The following is a 17,971-nucleotide window of genomic DNA, read 5'->3' as shown; positions in this document are numbered from 1 at the left end:
GGAGTTAGAATGGACTATCCTGTCTTGGTGAATCCCGGCAAGCCTTCATAAGCAGGCCTCAACAAGGATGCGCATGAAGAAGAAGACGACGTCGGCCGCCTCCGGGGCCGCGAAACGACGGAAAGGCGCGCCCGCCGCGCGCAAATCCAGGCCGGGCAAGACTGCAGCCAAGCGGGCTGGAACCAAACGGGCTGGAACCGGAGCTTCCACGCGAGGCGCGGTCGCATCCGGCGACAAATCGACCATCCGCAGCTTGCGGGCGCAGCTGGCGCGGGCGCAGGCCCGGATCGAGGAGCTGCAGGCCTCCGCCGAGACCGACTTCCTGCTCGACATCTTCAACAGGCGCGGATTCGAGCGCGAGCTCGCCCGTTCGCTCTCCTTCATCAAGCGTTATCAGGCCTCCGGTGCGCTGATCGTGCTCGACGTCGATCGCCTCAAGCCGATCAACGATGCCTTCGGCCACGCGGCGGGCGACGAGGTGCTGAAGGCGATCGTTGCCGCGATATCGGATCAGGTGCGCGCTTCCGATGTGATCGGCCGTCTCGGCGGTGACGAGTTCGCCGTGCTGCTGTGGAATCTCAGCGAGATCGATGCCCGCGCCAAGGCGGCTGCGCTGGAAGAGGCGATCGATCGGTTGACCTTCATGTTTCGTAACAGCCAGGTCACCGCAGGCGCCTCCGCGGGCGTTGCTATCCTTACCGCGCACTCGGATATCGATCGCGTGCTCGATGAGGCCGACCGTGCGATGTATGTGCGCAAGGCCCAGCGGCGCCACGAATCCCGAGAATTATAACGCGCTCAAATCCTCCGGCACATTTCCGTAAGCACGCAACAGCTTGGCATCGCCGAATTCGCCGATCGCAGGATCGCCGGTGCGGCTGAACGCGACGGCGCCAATGCTGCCGGGCATCCGCGACATGGTCTCCGCGCGGCGCAGCGCGACCGCCGAGCTCTGGCATTCCTCGGCATTGCCGGCGACCGGCGTGCCGTCATCATCCTGCATGAAGGGCAGTGCCACGTAATACGTTACATCGGCCATCGCTGTGCTCCCTGAAGATCAGGCCAAGGATCAGGCGGCATCGCTCGCCGCCCGGGTCTGCGCCGGCACGCAGCCGGCGGTGATCGCGGCCTGCAATTCCTCAAGCTCGGCTTCCAGATATTCGTTGGCCATGATCAGCGCCTTGATAGTGCTGCGCAGGTTGCCGTCGCACATCGCGATCGCCTGATCGCAGGCTTTCTCGTAGCGGCTGTTGTCGGGCAGGGAAGGCGGTGCGGACATGGCGAAACTCCCTCTGATGGCTGGCGGCTGGGCTGGCATGTTCTCTTTTTGTTCATGTGGAGTCAAGCGCCGGGAAACCGCCTTCCGTCCGTTGCCGCGAACGTGAAGCCGGCGAGGCGCTGTGGATGACGGGGAAAACCGTCGCCCGGTCTGAACCGGAAGCGCCGAACCGCGAAGGCCCGCGCCGCGGCACGCGTCAGGCAATGATGTCGGGCGTGATCTGGTCTTCGATAAAGGCGATGCGATCGCGCAGTTGCAGCTTCCGCTTCTTCAAGCGCTGCAGCATCAAGAGATCCGGCGCCGGCGACTGATGCAGCGCGTCGATCGCGGCATCGAGGTCGCGGTGCTCTTGTTGCAGCCGCGCGAGTTCGGCGATTAGTTCGCGCTCATCCTGATCGTTCATGGTTGTGTATTAACTGATAAGCACGATAAGGTTGTTGCGGCTGAAGTCGCCGCTCGCCGGAATATCCTCCTTGAACGCGCGCCGCGCAAGCCGGACCGGTTCCATAGTCACGATTGGTTACAGATAAACCGAAATGAGTGCGTGCGGCATTTCGCGTCCCCCATCGACAGCGCCGTCCACTCGTGTACACTCGGCGGTCCGGATCGAACCTGAGGTTTAACGCACCGAGGAGTGTTCGCAATGGCAATACAGGCCCATCTCATTGAGCTGGAGCGTAAACACAAAATACTCGAGAACGAACTGCACGAAGCGCTCGTTCACCCCTCTGTAGACGACCTGCATATTTGCGAGCTGAAGCGCCGCAAGTTGATGGTCAAGGATCAAATCGAGCGGTTGAGACTGTCCGCCGACGACACGGTCCACTAGACCGCCCCCCTGCAAATTAGCAAATAGCCTGGCCTTTCACCGAGGGATGAACGCCCAAGCGCGCGCGCATCCCCCGGGAGGCCTTACTGTATTTGCTCAGAGTTCCGCCAACGCGCCGACATGGTCGGCGACCGCGAGGGACGATGTCAGTCCGGGCGATTCAATCCCGAACAGGTTGATCAGGCCCGCGACGCCATGATCGGCCGGCGCCTGGATCAGGAAATCCTGGGTCGCCACCGCCGGCGGCACGATCTTGGGGCGGATTCCCGAATAGCTCGGCATCAGCGCGCCGTCCGGCAGGGCCGGCCAGTATTTCCGGATCGCCGGATAGAACCGCTCGGCCCGATCAGGGTCGACCGCGTAATCGATGTGATCGATCCATTGGACGTCGGGCCCGAACCTCGCCTGTCCGGCCATGTCGAGCGTCAGGTGCACGCCGAGCCCGCCGGGTTCCGGCACCGGGTAGATCAGCCGCGAGAACGGCGCCCTGGCGCTGCAGCTGAAATAATTGCCCTTGGCCAAATAGGCCGTCGGAATCAATTCGATCGGCATGCCCTCGACGTTGCGCGCGACCGCCGTCGCACCGAGTCCGGCGGCATTGACCAGAAGATCGCAGGCCAGCGTCATCGGCGCCGCGCCGCCGGCCTCGATCTCGAAGCCGTCGGCGGTGGCCCTGGCGTGGAGCAGCGGCGTATGGAAGGCGAACGCCGCCCCGGCCGCCTCGGCGTCACCGCGCAGCGCCAGCATGTAAGCATGGCTGTCGATGATCCCGGTCGAGGGCGACAGCAGCGCAGCGTCGCAATTCAGCGCCGGCTCCAGCGCGCGCGCCGCCTCGCCGGACAGAAGCTGCATGTCGTCGACGCCGTTGGCCTCGGCATGCGCGCGGATCGACTGCAGCTTCTCGGTCTCCGCAGGCGTGGTGGCCACGATCAGCTTGCCGCAATTCTTGTGCGGGATTCCGTGCTCGGCGCAGTAGCGGTAGAGCGCCCGCTTGCCGCTGACGCACATCCGCGCCATCAGGCTGCCGGCGCGGTAGTAGATGCCGGCGTGGATCACCTCGCTGTTTCGCGACGAGGTCACCGTGCCGATCCCCTCGGCCTCCTCGAGCACAATCACTTCGCGGCCGGCCTGTGCCAGCCGCCGCGCCACGGCGAGGCCGATCACCCCCGCACCGACGATCACGCAATCAACCCTGTCCATCTCGTCCTTCAGGTCCGAAAATTTCCGCCCGGCCACGCCATGACCGCTGCCGCCAACATCGTTCAGCCGATCCGGTCGCTTTGGGCAAGTGCTTATTAGGCAAGTGCTTGGGCCATCTCAAAAAGTTGGGAGGTCATGCCCTGTTAGTGGAGCATTAATCATGTCAGGGCAATTGCCATAAATTAAGTCAGCATTTTCCGGTTGCATCAGTACGCGTTTACCCGATCCAAACCGCCGGAGCCGGACACTCGCTCCGCAAATCCGCGGGTGATCGATGGCTGGCAGGAAGGTGCAGGCGGGCGGGAAGAATTCGATTCCGGCAAGGGCCGTGCTCTGCCTGATTGCCGCCGTCGCGCCGTGCGCTGCAGCGCGGGCCGGCACCGGTGCGTTCGCGCCGTCGAGCTATCTGGGCAGCCTCGATCCCGGCCTGGTCTGGGAGCTCCTGATCGGCAGCGTGGTGGTCGCGTCCTTTTTCGGTGCGGTCGGGCTGTGGATTCTCTCGGCGCTGCGCAAGGCCAAGCGCGCGCAATTGCGGCGCAACGCCTTCGTCTCGTCGGCACTCAACCATTTGAACCAGGGCGTGGTGATGACCGATGCGCAGGAGCGCATCGTGTTCTGCAACGACCGCTATCTCGACATCTACGGCCTGTCGCGCGCCGACATCAGCCGCAACATGACCGGCGTCGAGCTGCTGGAACTGCGCCGCGACCGCGGGGTGCTCGATCTCAGCGCCGAGGATTTCTTCGCCAGGGCCGCGGCGCCCGACGGATTGGTTACCGAGCTGCCCGGCGGCAGGTCGGTGCTGGTGAAGTATTTTCCGCTGCCGAACGGCGGCTCGGTCGCGACCCATCTCGATTGCACCGACCAACGCAAGCTGTCGCGCAAGCTCGCCTCGACCACACAATTCCTGGAATCGGTGCTCGACAACGTTCCGGTCTGCGTCGCGGCCAAGAACATCGAGGACGGCCGCTACATCTTCGCCAACCGCGCCTTCGAGCGCTTCTCGCGCTTCTCGCGCGATCACATCGTGGGCAAGCGCGCCGACGAGATCTTCCGCCCCGAGACCGCCGCCAGCATCGACACCGCCGACCGCGCGGCGTTGAGCGCGGCGGAAGGCTATCACCGCAGCGAATTCTTCGTCGAACGCGGTTCGGACAAGCGGATCCTCGCCTCCAACCGCGTGATCGCCCGCAACGAGGCCGGCGAGCCGGAATTCCTGATCGCGCTGTTCGAGGACGTCACCGATCGCCGTTCGCTGTCGCGCGAGCTCGAGAACAACAAGAAGTTCCTCGAGCTCGTGGTCGACAACATCCCGGTCTCGCTGATCGTGCAGCGGGTCAGCGACGGCCGCTACCTCCTGGCCAACCGCAGCGCCGAGACGATCCTCAATCGCCGCCGCGAGGACGCCGCCGGCCTGACCGCGTCCGACATCTTCAATGCGCGTGAAGCCAAGCTGATCATCGCCCGCGACGATGCCGCGATCAGGAAACGCAGCATGATCGCCGAGGAGCATCCGATCTCGACCAAGGACGGCCTGCGGCTGTTCCTGACCCGCCGCATGACCGTGCTCGACGATGTCGGCGAGCCGCAATATCTGATCAAGACCCATGAGGACGTCACCGACCGGCGCCAGACCGAGTCGCGGATGGCGCACATGGCCTATCATGACGGCCTGACCGATCTGCCGAACCGCGCCGCCTTCCTGCAGGCGCTGACCCAGATGATCGAGGCCTGCGACGGCACCGACGAGGAGTTCGCCGTGCTCTGCGTCGATCTCGACGGGTTGAAGGAGATCAACGACGTCTACGGCCATGCGATGGGCGACAAGGTGCTGATCGAGGTCGCGCAGCGTTTGCAGGCCGTGGCACGCGGCGGCGTGGTGGCGCGGCTGTCCGGCGACGAATTCGGCCTCATCATCGACGGCAAGCAGCCGGTCGCCGGCATCGCGCTGGCCGAGCAGGCCGCCGAGGCGCTCGGGCAGGATTTCCTGATCGACGGCAAGTCGGTGCGAACCGGCCTCACCACAGGGATCGCGGTGTTCCCGGACAACGGATCCGACGCGGCCTCGCTGCTGGCCAATTCCGGCGCGGCGCTGTTTCGCGCCAAGGCGAAGTCGCGCGGCACGATCTCGATCTTCGAACCGGAGATGGACCAGCAGATCCGCGATCGCCGCGTGCTGCACCAGGAGCTGTCGGTCGCGATCAAGAATGGCGAATTGTCGCTCTACTACCAGCCGCAGGCCGCCGCGGGCGGCAGCGTGGCGGCCAGCCAGATCATCGGCTTCGAGGCGCTGGCGCGCTGGCACCATCCGGTGCGCGGCTTCGTGCCGCCCGGCGACTTCATTCCGCTCGCGGAAGAAAGCGGCCTGATCGTCGAGATGGGCGAATGGATTCTGCGCGAAGCCTGCCGGGAGGCGGCCTCCTGGGCGATCCCGCTGCAGGTCGCGGTGAACCTGTCGCCGGCGCAATTCACCCATGGCGACCTCGTCGGCCTCGTGCATTCGATCCTGCTCGAGACCGGGCTCACGCCGGACCGGCTCGAGCTCGAAATCACCGAGGGCGTGCTGATCGAGGATTTCGACCGCGGCCTGTCGCTGCTGCGGCGGCTGAAGGCGCTCGGCGTCCGCATCTCGATGGACGATTTCGGCAGCGGCTATTCCTCGCTGAGCTACCTGCAGGCATTTCCGTTCGACAAGATCAAAATCGACCGTGCCTTCGTCATCAATCTCGGCCGCAACCCGCAATCGGCCGCGATCGTGCGCGCGGTGATCGATCTCGGCCACGGCCTTGAAATGTCGATCGTCGCCGAAGGCGTCGAGACCGAGGCGCAGCTCGACTTTCTCGCCGAAGAGGGCTGCGACGCGGTGCAGGGCTATCTGATCGGCAGGCCGGCCCCGATCGGTCAATTCGCCGCGCTGGTCGGCGGCGACCAGCTTGCCGAAACCGTGCGCAGAGCCGGGTAATTTGGCCTGAATCGCCCGGCCGGCTGTGCTTGCCATCCGCTGCACGTCCGGCTACATCTCGACCCACCACATCATTTCAGCCGAGAAAGGAGGGCTGCGTCGTGGCGAGATACACCGATCCCCACCTCAAGCGTGGCCCCGTCAACGCCCTGCAGATGCGTTTGCAGGGCTGACCGGAAACTCGCGCTAAATCCTTCCTGGTCTGCCCTTCGTGGCCGTGCGGCGTCGACGCTTGAGCGTTCGCGCCCGCACATCAATCCCTCGCCGCGCTTCGACACGCACATCCGATGATGGCTGGACGCCTCGGGATGTTGCGATTGCCGGCAAGACCAGAGAATTGATCGTGACCCTCATCAATGTCCGCAATCTCGGCGTGACGCTGAACGCGCCGCTGTTTTCCGAACTGAATTTCGTCGTCAATGCCGGCGACCGCATCGGGCTGGTGGCCGCCAATGGCCGCGGCAAGTCCACGCTGCTGCGCTGTATCGCAGATGCGATGGAGCCTAACGAAGGCGATATAACCCGCGCGCGCGGACTGACCGTCGGCCATGTCGAGCAGGATGCGCCGCCCAGACTGCTGGATACGCCGTTCCATGCCGCCGTGCTCGAGGCGCTTCCCGGCGAGCAGCGCGCCAGCGAGGGCTGGCGGGTCGACGTCGCCTTGCAATCGCTCGAGGTGCCGGAGGAGCTGTGGACGAGACCGCTGAAGCAGCTGAGCGGCGGCTGGCTGCGGCTTGCGGTGCTCGCCCGCGTGCTGGTGACCGAGCCCGACGTGCTGCTGCTCGACGAGCCGACCAACCATCTCGACCTCGCCAAGATCGGCCGGCTCGAGGGCTGGCTGAACGCACTGCCGCGCGAGATGCCGGTGGTGATCGCAAGCCATGATCGCGCCTTCCTCGATGCGACGACCAACCGGACACTGTTCCTGCGCCCGGAGCGGTCGCAGCTGTTCTCGCTGCCCTATACCGCGGCGCGCGCGGCGCTCGACGAATTCGATGCCTCGGACGAGCGACGCTATCAGCGCGACATGAAGGCCGTGCGGCAGCTCCGGCAGCAGGCCGCGAAGCTCAACAATCTCGGCATCAATTCCGGCAGCGACCTTCTGCTGTCGAAGACCAGGCAATTGAAGCAGCGCGCCGAGAGACTGGAGGAGACGGCGAAGCCCGCGCATCTGGAACGCTCGGCCGGAACGATCCGGCTCGCTAACCGCGACACCCATGCCAAGGTCCTGATCAGGCTGGACAACGCCGGGATCGCCACACCCGACGGCCGGATGTTGTTCAGGACCGGCCAGCAGTTCATCTGCAAGGGCGACCGGATTGCGCTGCTCGGGCCGAATGGCGCCGGCAAGACCCGCTTCGTCGCGGCGCTGCGGCTGGCGATCGAGAATGCCGCAGCGGCACCGGCCGAGATCCGGGCCACCGAGTCATTGGTGCTTGGCTATTGCGATCAGGCGCTGGCCGATCTCGCCGATAGCGACACGCCGATGCGCATGCTGACGCGGCGCTTCGAGGTCGGTGATCAGCGGGCGCGCGGCCTGCTCGCCGGTGCCGGGCTCTCGATCGAGATGCAGGGCCGACCGATCGGGCGGCTGTCGGGCGGGCAGAAGGCCCGCCTCGGCATGCTGGTGCTGCGGCTCACCCAGCCGAACTTCTATCTGCTCGACGAGCCGACCAACCACCTCGACATCGAGGGCCAGGAGGCGCTGGAGGACGAGTTGATGGAACAGCAGGCCAGCTGCCTCCTGGTGTCGCACGACCGCCAGTTCGTGCGCACGGTGGCCAACCGGTTCTGGGTGATCGAAGGCAGGAAGCTGATCGAGGTCGATGGACCGGAACAGTTCTTCGCCGCGGCCGGCGCGGACTAGCGCGTGATGGCGTCAGATTGGATAGCCGTCGCGAAGGCGGTGTGCCTCTCCCGCTCGCGGGCCGTCGCAGGAGGAGCGCTGCCAAAATATCGAAAACAACCCCATGCAAAGTAGCCGGCGGCGGCGCGGCGTTCGAGCAGGCTACTTGACACGTCGGGCAACTCAGGGGCATTATTCCAATATTCCGAAATCATGCAGGCGTACGCTCGCCCCGCAAGCGGGAAGGTGAGTGTGCCGTGATTCACCAAGACATCACGTAGTTCAGCGCCGCACCTTGACGCATTTTTCGTGCGAACCCGTCTTTTGTTCGCATTCAAATGCGATAGGCGTTGCGCATGGCGGACTATGACGTCGCGATCATCGGCGGTGGCTTGAACGGCACGAGCATTGCCCGTGATGCCGCCGGCCGCGGCCTGCGCGTGATCCTGCTGGAGCAGGGCGATCTCGGTTCCGGCGCATCGCAGGCTTCGCCGCGGCTGGTCCATGGCGATCTGGCCGGGCTGGAACGGCGGGAGTTCTTCCGCGTCCGCCGGGCGCTGAGGGAACGCGACGTGTTGCTGCGCATTGCGCCGCATCTGGTGCGGCCGGTGCGCTTCGTGATCCCGGCGCATGCCGAGGAGCGGCCGCCGTGGCAGTTGCGGTCGTTGCTGCTGCTCTACGAACGGCTGACTTCGCGCAGCGGTCTGCCGCGCTCGGCGACGCTCGATGTCACCCACCATCCGGTCGGCAATGCGCTGAAGCGGCCGTTCGGAACCGCGTTCGAATATTCCGACTGCGTCGTCGACGATTCCCGGCTCGTCGTGCTCACCGCCGTCGATGCCGCGGCGCGCGGCGCCGATATCCGCACCGGCGCGCGCGTGACCCGGGCCGAGCGCGGCGAGACCTGGCGGCTGGTCGTGATCGACCGCGGCTACCGGCGGGTGATCACGGCGCGGGCGCTGGTCAGCGCGACCGGCGCGTGGACCGCCTCGGTCGCCGACATCGTGCTGCGGGTGCCTGCGCCGCAGCTTGCGACCGTGCAGATCAGCCAGATCGTGGTGCGCCGCCTGTTCGACTGCGACAACGTCTATGTGTTTCAGAACCCTGACGGCCGGTTGATCTTCGCCAGTCCCTACGAGCGCGACTTCACCCTGATCGGCAGCGTCAGTCATCCCTTCAAGGGTGATCCGGCGGTTGTCGCAATTGGTGTGCGCGAGGAGGCCTATCTCTGCGACGCCGCCAATCGCTACTTTCGCGAACAGATCGCTCCAGTCGATGTGCTGCGGACCGTCTCCGGTGCCAATTCCGTGCTCGTGCCCGCGCGCCGGCACATGAGCGATGGCGCAGCGCTGCTCGATGTCAGGCGCGGCAAGGCGCCGCTGCTTACGATCTTCGGCGGCGACGTCACCACCGCGCGGCGCCGCGCCGAGCGGACGGTGTCGGAGTTCACGCGGTTTTATCCGATGACGCCGCGCTGGACCGCAACGGCGCCGCTGCCGGGCGGCGAGTTCGCGTGGCAGCGCTTCGAGACCGAGGTCGACATCGTCCGCGACCGCTGGCGCTTCCTCGGCGAGGCGCAGGCGCGGCGGCTGGTGGCCGCCTATGGGCTGAACGTCAGAGATGTTCTGGGCGACGCCAAAGAGAAGGCCGATCTCGGCCCGGCCTTCGGTCCCGAACTGACCGGCGCCGAGGTGCGCTACCTCATGCGCAAGGAATGGGCGCGCTTTGCCGACGATATCCTGTGGCGCCGCTCAAAGCTCGGGCTGACCATGCCGCAAGCCGATCGCGACGCGCTTGCGGCGTTCATGGCGAAGATGGATTGAGCTCGATTCAAACCTCCCCTTGAAAAGGGGAGGTCGCTTTGCTCGCCAGAGCAAAGCGGGTGGGGATTCTGCCTCCATGACAACCGGTGTCGTTCGTGGCCGACCCCCATCCCGACCTTCCCCCTTTCAGGGAAGGAGGAGAGCTCCAGCAGCGGCTATTGCCGGGCCGCCTCCTGTGACCAGGCGAGGTCGCGCCGGGACGGACGGCGATGCAGCCGCTCCGAGATCAGGCTCGTTGCCTGCCGGCCCTGGCCGGCGCGCAGGCATGCGACGATGAAGGTGTCCTCCCACAATTCACGTTGCGCATGGCTGCCGCCGATTCGCACCAGCTCTGGCATCAGCGGCGCAAGGATGCGCACCGCGTCGTCGTGATCGCCGGCGGCGAAGGCCGCGATCCCGCGGCCGAGCCCGATCGCCGCGGGGCCCGGCGCCAGTCTGCCGTCGGCGTCGCGCGTGGCCATCTCGACCAGCCGCGCCTCGAGCGCGTCGTTGTTGGTCGTGGCTGCGACGAGCGCGTGGTGCACGTCGGCGAAATGCGCGCCGGCCTTCGGGAAGTAGCCGTCGCCATAGGCGGCGACATCCTTCCAATGCTGCTCGAGACCGGTCTTGCCGGCGACCGTCAGCCGCCACAGCAGCGAGGCCGTGTCGGTGAAGATATTGAGCGGCGGATAGGGGCGGCCCGCCGGCTTGATGTGCTGCTCGTAAATGTCGAGCGCGCTGTCGGCGTCGCCTTCCTCGATCGCAATCAAGGCGAGGTGCCAGGCGAGATGGCCCTGCAGGAAGCTGGTGCGATCATTCGCCGGTAGCCAGGCGGAAAGGAAGCTGCGGCCTTCCGCCGCGTCGCCCTGCTCGAACAACGCATGCGCGACCGCGTGCGCGGCGCCGGCGTTCTCCGGCTTCAGCGCATAGCCGCGCTCGGTGATGGCGCGACCCGAGACGATATCGCCGGCCTCGGTTTTCGACCAGCCGAGATAGGTGAGGAACCACCAATCGTCGCCATAGTCGCCGGCGTAACGCTCGCAGACGGCAAGCCGCGCGGCGTCATGATCGGGCCGGCCGGAGAACGCATAGAGGCCGAAGGCGCCGAGCAACAGCGACAGCACCTGCGCATCGCGCGGATATTCGCTGAGATGCTGCTCGGCCGCGGCCATCGCCTTCTTGCCCTGGCCCTCGATCACAGACGCCATGATCTCGATGTGCTGGCGCTCGCGCGGGCTTGCGGCCGCGGCCAGCTGCCGTGCATCGGCCGCCTTGGCGCGGGCCTTGGCACCCTCCATGCTGAACTGGTGCACGCGGGCACGGCCGATATGGGCCAATGCGAAATCGGGGTCCTCGGCGATCGCGGCCTCGAACGCCGCATCGGCGCCATGCAGCGCCGCCAGCATGCGATCGACGCCGTCGACATAGTAGGCGGCGGCGCGGTCCGAGGTCGTCGTCAGCGGCAGGCCGTAGCGGTCGTGAATCATCGGTTGCCCTCCCGGATTTGGCTGCGGAGTCTAGCAGAGGCGCGGACGCCGACAATATTGCGGGAGATGTCCGTGAGGCGGTTGAGCCGGTGGCGATCCACCGCTAGCTTGCCGCCAGAATCGGACCTTACGGGGAATCGGGGCTGACGGACGTGACATCGGGCGAAGCGAGTGCGGAGGCGGCAAGGCCGTTGCCTGAACCGGCCGTCTCGGACATGCCGCTGCTGCGGGTCGAGGGTGTCGCCAAGTCGTTCGGCAATTTCCGCGCGGTCGACAAGCTCTCGCTCGATATCCGCGCCGGCGAGTTCTTCGCGCTGCTCGGCCCGAGCGGCTGCGGCAAGACCACGCTGCTGCGCATGCTCGCCGGCTTCGAGACGCCGGACGAGGGCCGCATCCTGCTTGGCGGCAGCGACATCGCGCAGGTGCTGCCGCATGAGCGGCCGGTCAACATGATGTTCCAGAACTACGCGCTGTTCCCGCATCTGTCGGTGCGCGACAACATCGCCTTCGGTCTGAAGCGTGCCGGCATGGCGCGCGGCGACATCGCGGCCCGCGTCGCCGAGATGGTGGCGCTCGTCAAGCTCGAGGGGATGGAGAAGCGCAAGCCCGACCAGCTCTCCGGCGGACAGCGGCAGCGCGTCGCGCTGGCGCGCTCGCTGGCGCGGCGCCCGCAGGTGCTGCTGCTCGACGAGCCGCTCGCGGCGCTCGACAAGAAGCTGCGCGAGAGCACGCAAGGAGAGCTCATGGAGTTGCAGCGCCGGCTCGGCATGACCTTCATCATCGTCACCCACGACCAGGAGGAGGCGATGACGATGGCCGGCCGTATCGGGGTGATGGATGCCGGCCGTCTGGTCCAGGTCGCCACCCCGCGCAATCTCTACGAGGCGCCGGCCTCGCGCTGGATCGCCGAGTTCGTCGGCGACATCAATCTGTTCAACGGCGAGGTCACGTCCCGCGAGAACGGGCGCCTGACGGTCGCGACGGCTGATGCGGGCAGGCTGGCGGTCAGCGAGCTGTGGCCGCCGGTGACCAGGCAGGTCGTTGCCGTCGCGATCCGCCCCGAGAAGGTGAAGCTGTCGCGCCGCGCGCCGGCAACGGACGGCGGCGCGTCGCAGGCGATCAACCGGCTGGAGGGCGTCGTCACCGACGTCAACTATCTCGGCGGCGTGACCAGCTACCGGGTGAAGCTGGAGACGGGCGCGGTGGTGCGCGCGTCGATGGCCAACACCGCGCGGCTCGATGTAGATGCCTATCTCGCCGGCCAGCGTGTGGTGGCATGGTTCACCGCCGACGATTGCCTGGTGCTCGAACAATGAGCGCGCGCCGCATCTTCGCCCGGCCGGCGCGGTTCGCCGCGATCGCGCCCTATCTGTGGATGGTGCTGTTCTTCCTGGTGCCGTTCGGCTTCGTGCTGAAGATCAGCCTGTCGCAGACCGCGATCGCGCAGCCGCCCTATACGCCGGTGTTCGAGTTCACTGAGGGCCGCGCGGCGCTGGCCGCGGCGTTCGCGCAATTGTCGTTCGACAATTTCCGCCTGCTGATCTCGGACAATCTCTACATCCTGTCCTATCTGCGCAGCCTCGTCGTCGCGGTGACCGCGACGCTGATCCTGCTCCTGATCGGTTATCCCATTGCCTACGGCATGGCGCGGTTGCCGCAGCGTTGGCAGGGCGTGGCGATGATGCTGGTCATCGTGCCGTTCTGGACCTCGTTCCTGATCCGCATCTATGCCTGGATCAACATCCTGCAGCATGACGGCCTGCTCAACCAGGTTCTGCTGGCGCTGCACATCGTGTCCGCGCCGGTGGTCTGGCTGTCGACGGACAGCGCGATGTATCTCGGCATCGTCTATTCCTATCTGCCGTTCATGATCCTGCCGCTCTATGCGACGCTCTCCAGGATGGACGCGTCGCTGCTGGAGGCCGCGGGCGATCTCGGCGCCTCGCCGTTGCAGGCGTTCTGGCTGGTGACATTCCCGCTGTCGCTGCCCGGCGTCGGCGCCGGCGCGCTGCTCTGCTTCATTCCTGTTGTCGGCGAGTTTGTGATCCCCGACCTGCTCGCCGGCTCCAACTCGCTGATGATCGGGCAGACGCTGTGGCTCGAGTTCTTCACCAACAAGGACTGGCCGGTCGCATCGGCCGCCGCGGTCGCCTTGTTGCTGCTGCTGGTGCCGCCGCTCGTGCTCTACGATCGCCTGCAGCGGCGTCAGCTCAAGGCCAACAGCTGATGGCGCGCCCCGTCACCAGGCTCACCAGGCTCACCCGCTTCAACATGACGTCGCTGGCGCTCGGGCTGGCGTTCCTCTATCTGCCGATCGTCATCCTCGTGATCTACTCGTTCAACGCCTCGCGGCTGGTGACGGTGTGGGGCGGCTGGTCGCTGCGCTGGTACCGCGAGTTCTTTGGCGACCGCGCCATGCTGGAAGCGGCGTGGATGAGCCTGTCGGTCGCCGCGGTGTCGGCGACGCTGGCGACACTGCTGGGCACGCTGGCGGCGATCGGGCTGGCGCGCGGCGAGCGGTTCCGGGGCCGGGCACTGTTCTCCGGCATGCTGTATTCGCCGCTGGTCATGCCCGAGGTGATCTCCGGCCTGTCGCTGCTGCTTTTGTTCGTGGCGCTCAATGCCGAGCGCGGGTTCTGGACGGTGACGATCGCCCACACCACGCTGACGATGTGCTTCGTCACGGTCGTGGTGCAGTCGCGCCTCGCCACGCTCGACCGCAGCCTGGAGGAGGCCGCGATGGACCTCGGCTGCGATCCGGTGCGGGCGTTCCTCCTGGTGACGCTGCCGCTGATCGTGCCGGCGATCGTGGCGGGGTGGATGCTTGCCTTCACGCTGTCGCTCGACGACGTCGTGATCGCGAGCTTCACCACCGGCCCGGGTTCGGCGACGCTGCCGATCCGGATCTATTCCGAGGTCCGGCTCGGAGTGAAACCCGAGATCAACGCGATCTGCACGCTGGGGATCGCGCTGATTGCCGTGATCATCGTGATTGCCTCGTTCGCCTCGAAACTGTCGAGCGCGCGCGGCGAGAGCGCCGCGCCGCTGTAATTTCCGTCATTCCGGGGCGATGTGAAACATCGAACCCGGAATCTCGAGATTCCCCGATGCGCAATTGCGCATCTGAGGTCTGGTGCTAGCGCACCATCCCGGAATGACAGCGCGTCACGACTTGACGGCGCCTGCCGTCAGCCCGCCGACCATGTAGCGCTTGAAGGCGTAATAGACCGCGGCCGGCGGCAGCGCGTAGATGAAGCCGGTGGTCATCAGGAGCTCCCACGGCGAGTCGTCCGCGGCGAGGAAGTTGCCGAGCGCAACCGGCAGCGTGATGTCGGTGTCCTTCGACAGCAGCAGGAACGCGTAGAGATATTCGTTCCAGGCGAGCAGGATCGCATAGGTGCCGACCGCGACCAGCGACGGCATCATCAAGGGCACATAGACCAGGCGGAACAGCTGCAGTGTGGTGGCGCCGTCCATCGTCGCGGCCTCGTCGAGCTCGACCGGCAGCTTGTCGGAGGCCTGCTTCAAGACCCAGATCGCGTAGGGCGCGGCGATCGTCACCATCGCGAGGATCAGCGACCAGTGATTGTTGAGCAGGCCGTAATTGCCCATGGTGCGGTACATCGGCACGGCGAGGAACGCGGCCGGAATGAAGTAGGTGAACAGCGCCAAGTTCATGACGGCGCGGCCGCCCGGCACGCGCAGCCGCGAGATCGAGAACGCGGCGGCGGTGGCGACGAACAGCGTCAGCGCACCGACCGCGAGCGCGATCACGGTCGAATTCCAGAACTGGATCCAGAAGTCGCGCAGGAAGTAATGCTGCTGGTGGAACACGATCGAGAAATTGTGCAGCGTCGGATGCGTCGGCCACAGCTTGCCGGTGAACGCGTCCTCCTTCGGCGAGATCGCGAACACGAACATGTGGTAGATCGGAATCATGGTCCAGATGAAGACCGGGATGCCGATCAGGAGCAGCTTGGCCTCGGTACCGACTTCGCGGAGGGTGGGTAGCTTCATCGCGACAACCGTTTCATCATGAAATAGACCAGCGGCAGCACGAACGGCATGGCGCAGACGATCGAGGCCATCGCCAGCGAGAGCTGGTCGAGGCGCAGATAGCGGATGCCGAGCGTCGACAGCACATGGGTGAGGTCGGCGGGCCCGCCGCCGGTGAGCAAATAGACGCTGTTGAAGTCGCCGAGCGTCCAGATCATCGAGAGCAGCGTGCACGTGACGTAGAGCGTCTGCATCGACGGCCATGTGATGTAGCGGAATTTCTGCCACCAATTGGCGCCGTCGACGTCGGAGGCCTCGTACAGATCGTGCGAGATGGCGAGCCGTCCGGTCAGCAGGATCAGCGTCCAGAACGGCAGCGACTTCCAGATGTGCACGCCGATCGCCATCGCCAAAGCGACCGATGGATCGTTCAGCCAGTTCGGGCCGTCGTCGCCGGTGAACTTGAAGATCAACTGGTTGACCACGCCCCATTCGGGATTGAGCATGAAGCGCACCGACAGGATGGTCGGGATCGAGGGCACCGCCCAGGGCAGGATGAAGATGACAGACAGCCACCTGATCCAGGGCCGCTGCTGGGCGAAGAAGCCGGACAGGAACAGCGCGATCAGCATCTTGATGTTGATGCCGATGACCAGGAAGATCAGCGTGTTGATCGCCGCGCGCGCGAAAATCGGGTCGTGATAGAGCGCGACATAGCTCGCCGGATGGCGCGCCAGCCACAGGCCGTAGCCGACCGGATAGACCACAAAGGCGAGGAAGACGAGCAGATAGGGCGCGAGCAGCACGATGCCCCAGACCTGCGGCGGCGACAGCCGCGCCGACAACGGCGGCGAGGGGACATCGGATGCGGAGAGTGTGATCGCCATTCGGTTACTCTAAGATGTCGCTTACGTCGTCGATGTCGCCTACGTCGTCGTCCCGGCGAAGGCCGGGACCCATAACCACAGGGCCCGGCCGTTGCCAGAAAGCCGTCGACCAGCCTGCTCCCAAATTACTGCCTCGGCGTATGGTCCCGGCTTTCGCCGGGACGACGCGGAGCAAGTGTCGGCAGTGCCGGTCATCGTTGATGTTACCCCGCGACCTGCTTGATGCGGGCGATCAGTTCGTCGACGGCCTTGTCCACCGGCACCTTCTCGCTGACGACGCGGTTCATCGCCTTGGCCCAGACGTTCTCGTTGTTCAGGATGGTGAACTTCCAGTTCTTGGTGAAGTCGAACGGCGCGGTGCCGCCGGTGAACTGATTCCAGACCGCCTTGCGATGCCGGTCGGCCTGCCAGAATGGGCTCGCTTGGCTGGCCTTGGTCACCGGGAACCAGCGCCCGAGCGCGCCCTCGACATAGGGCCGCACATTGTCTTCTTGCATCAGGAACGCGATGAACTGCTTGCCCTCGGCCTTGTTCTTGGCGTTGGCGAAGATCAGTCCGGTCTTGACGTCGGAGCGGTACTTGATGGTCGAGCCGTCCGGCGCCTTCGGGAAGGACGCGGTGATGATGTCCTGCTCATAGGCCTGCTTGCCGGCGGCGCGCTGCGCGTCGGTCAGCGCCGGGTTGGTGGAATCCTCGAACCACTTGGCCGCGATCGAGATCGTGAAGTTGTGGGTCATCACGATCGTCTTGTTGTGGAACGCGACGTTGTTATCCGGGTCCTTCCAGGTCGTGGAGGAGGGCGGCGAGCAGGCCTTGATGTAGGTGTCGGTGTAGTCCTTCAGCGCGTGGATCAACCCGTCGCGCACCTTGGGATCGTCGACCAGGAGCTTGCCGTCGTCGTCGACCAGCTTGACATGATAGGCGTCCATGAAGGTGTAGAACGACTGGAACGAGTCGGTGGATTCCACGCCCATCGGCTGGCCGACGCCGTAGATGCGCTGGCCGGTCGCCTTGCGGATCGCCGGCTGCACCTTGTCGCACCAGAACGACCAGTAATCCTCCCACTTGGTCGGGATGTCGGCGGCCTTGAAGCCGGCCTTCTCGAGCATGTCGCCCCAGATCTGGACGTGCATGCTCTGCTGCTTCAGCGGGAAGCCGTAATAGGCCTTCTTCTTGGCGACGTCGTTGTAGAGCAGCGCCGTCTCCAGCGTGTTCGGCGCGAACGCGTCCTTCATCGGCAGCAGGATGTCGGAGAGATCCTCGAGTTTGCCTTCATAGGCCCATTTGCCCTGGGCCTGCACATCGTAGGTGTCCGAATAGGCGACGTCGGGCACGGTGCCGGAATCGAGCGCGGCGACCGTCTTCGGAATCATGTCCTGGATCGCGTATTGCGACAGTTCGACCTTGATGCCGGTCTTGGCTTCGAATTTCTTGATCGTCTCGAGCAGCGCGTCGTCTTCGGATTTGTAAAATCCCTTGCCCCACCAGACGGTGATCGTCTTGCCCTGGGCCAGAGCGGGTGCAGTTGCGGCGAACAGGCCGACCGCGGCGACCGCAATTGATAGCGCACCGATAACCTTGGATCTCACGTTGTTCTCCCTCATGAGGCCGGCTTTTTAACCGGTTGGAGAAAACACTAGCGCATGCCCGTGACCCGATAAAGATGTCGCGCCGCCGACTTGT

General features: G+C 65.5%; 16 protein-coding genes. 8 read left to right on the top strand and 8 right to left on the bottom strand.

Features of this window, described 5'->3' with window-relative positions; genetic code table 11:
- Positions 1–67 precede the first annotated feature (67 nt).
- The gene (locus ACVI1L_RS08000; RefSeq protein ID WP_057019015.1) at positions 68–793 is read left to right on the top strand and encodes a GGDEF domain-containing protein; all 726 of its coding nucleotides are present in this window, start codon (positions 68–70) and stop codon (positions 791–793) included.
- Here ACVI1L_RS08000 and ACVI1L_RS07995 read toward each other — a convergent pair.
- The 3 genes from ACVI1L_RS07995 to ACVI1L_RS07985 all read right to left on the bottom strand — a co-directional run bounded on the left by ACVI1L_RS07995 (position 788) and on the right by ACVI1L_RS07985 (position 1,682).
- Positions 788–1,039 carry a hypothetical protein gene (locus ACVI1L_RS07995; RefSeq protein ID WP_018268738.1) on the bottom strand — a complete coding sequence of 84 codons (252 nt, stop codon included), beginning with the start codon at positions 1,037–1,039 and terminating at the stop codon, positions 788–790. The genes ACVI1L_RS08000 and ACVI1L_RS07995 overlap by 6 nt on opposite strands.
- A 30-nt stretch (positions 1,040–1,069) precedes the next feature.
- Positions 1,070–1,279, bottom strand: coding sequence for a hypothetical protein (locus tag ACVI1L_RS07990; protein WP_028336001.1), 210 nt, complete (start codon positions 1,277–1,279; stop codon positions 1,070–1,072).
- 196 nt (positions 1,280–1,475) lie between these two features.
- The gene (locus tag ACVI1L_RS07985; RefSeq protein WP_016847372.1) at positions 1,476–1,682 is read right to left on the bottom strand and encodes a YdcH family protein; all 207 of its coding nucleotides are present in this window, start codon (positions 1,680–1,682) and stop codon (positions 1,476–1,478) included.
- Between the two features lie 240 nt (positions 1,683–1,922).
- Between ACVI1L_RS07985 and ACVI1L_RS07980 the strand changes: the two genes are divergently transcribed.
- A complete protein-coding gene (locus tag ACVI1L_RS07980) occupies positions 1,923–2,108 on the top strand; it encodes a YdcH family protein (RefSeq protein WP_016847370.1) in 186 nt (61 codons plus the stop codon).
- Positions 2,109–2,204: 96 nt separating this feature from the next.
- On the opposite strand, the gene ACVI1L_RS07975 is transcribed toward ACVI1L_RS07980, so the two are convergent.
- Positions 2,205–3,308: an NAD(P)/FAD-dependent oxidoreductase gene (locus ACVI1L_RS07975; protein ID WP_057019051.1), complete on the bottom strand. Its 1,104-nt coding sequence runs from the start codon at positions 3,306–3,308 to the stop codon at positions 2,205–2,207.
- Positions 3,309–3,582: 274 nt separating this feature from the next.
- On the opposite strand from ACVI1L_RS07975, the gene ACVI1L_RS07970 reads away from it, so the two are divergent.
- From ACVI1L_RS07970 to ACVI1L_RS07960, 3 genes are all read left to right on the top strand, one after another.
- On the top strand, positions 3,583–6,270 hold the full coding sequence (locus ACVI1L_RS07970; protein ID WP_456782628.1) for a sensor domain-containing protein: 2,688 nt from the start codon (positions 3,583–3,585) through the stop codon (positions 6,268–6,270).
- Between the two features lie 343 nt (positions 6,271–6,613).
- Entirely contained in the window at positions 6,614–8,137 is a 1,524-nt protein-coding gene (locus ACVI1L_RS07965) for an ABC-F family ATP-binding cassette domain-containing protein (protein WP_229191708.1), read from the top strand.
- A 335-nt stretch (positions 8,138–8,472) separates the two neighbouring features.
- Positions 8,473–9,939: a glycerol-3-phosphate dehydrogenase gene (locus tag ACVI1L_RS07960; RefSeq protein WP_456782627.1), complete on the top strand. Its 1,467-nt coding sequence runs from the start codon at positions 8,473–8,475 to the stop codon at positions 9,937–9,939.
- A 155-nt stretch (positions 9,940–10,094) separates the two neighbouring features.
- Here the strand turns inward: ACVI1L_RS07960 and ACVI1L_RS07955 are convergent, their stop codons facing one another.
- A complete protein-coding gene (locus ACVI1L_RS07955) occupies positions 10,095–11,324 on the bottom strand; it encodes a tetratricopeptide repeat protein (protein ID WP_456785526.1) in 1,230 nt (409 codons plus the stop codon).
- 296 nt (positions 11,325–11,620) lie between these two features.
- Between ACVI1L_RS07955 and ACVI1L_RS07950 the strand changes: the two genes are divergently transcribed.
- From ACVI1L_RS07950 to ACVI1L_RS07940, 3 genes are read left to right on the top strand one after another with little or no spacing between them, the layout of a single operon-like run.
- Positions 11,621–12,721 (top strand): ABC transporter ATP-binding protein, encoded by a 1,101-nt coding sequence (locus ACVI1L_RS07950; RefSeq protein WP_253590554.1) that lies wholly within the window; start codon positions 11,621–11,623, stop codon positions 12,719–12,721.
- Positions 12,718–13,632 (top strand): ABC transporter permease, encoded by a 915-nt coding sequence (locus tag ACVI1L_RS07945; protein ID WP_057019022.1) that lies wholly within the window; start codon positions 12,718–12,720, stop codon positions 13,630–13,632. Before ACVI1L_RS07950 ends, ACVI1L_RS07945 begins: the two co-directional genes overlap by 4 nt.
- Positions 13,632–14,456, top strand: coding sequence for an ABC transporter permease (locus ACVI1L_RS07940; RefSeq protein ID WP_168855443.1), 825 nt, complete (start codon positions 13,632–13,634; stop codon positions 14,454–14,456). Before ACVI1L_RS07945 ends, ACVI1L_RS07940 begins: the two co-directional genes overlap by 1 nt.
- 114 nt (positions 14,457–14,570) lie before the next feature.
- On the opposite strand, the gene ACVI1L_RS07935 is transcribed toward ACVI1L_RS07940, so the two are convergent.
- From ACVI1L_RS07935 to ACVI1L_RS07925, 3 genes are all read right to left on the bottom strand, one after another.
- Positions 14,571–15,422, bottom strand: coding sequence for a carbohydrate ABC transporter permease (locus ACVI1L_RS07935; RefSeq protein WP_057019024.1), 852 nt, complete (start codon positions 15,420–15,422; stop codon positions 14,571–14,573).
- A complete protein-coding gene (locus ACVI1L_RS07930) occupies positions 15,419–16,288 on the bottom strand; it encodes a carbohydrate ABC transporter permease (RefSeq protein WP_026191797.1) in 870 nt (289 codons plus the stop codon). Before ACVI1L_RS07930 ends, ACVI1L_RS07935 begins: the two co-directional genes overlap by 4 nt.
- Positions 16,289–16,491: 203 nt before the next feature.
- Positions 16,492–17,877 carry an ABC transporter substrate-binding protein gene (locus ACVI1L_RS07925; RefSeq protein ID WP_456782626.1) on the bottom strand — a complete coding sequence of 462 codons (1,386 nt, stop codon included), beginning with the start codon at positions 17,875–17,877 and terminating at the stop codon, positions 16,492–16,494.
- Positions 17,878–17,971 lie beyond the last annotated feature (94 nt).

This window comes from Bradyrhizobium sp. USDA 4516 (assembly GCF_054055915.1).
Note: the sequence above shows the minus strand (reverse complement) of the source record. Positions and strands in the feature narration are given on the sequence as shown.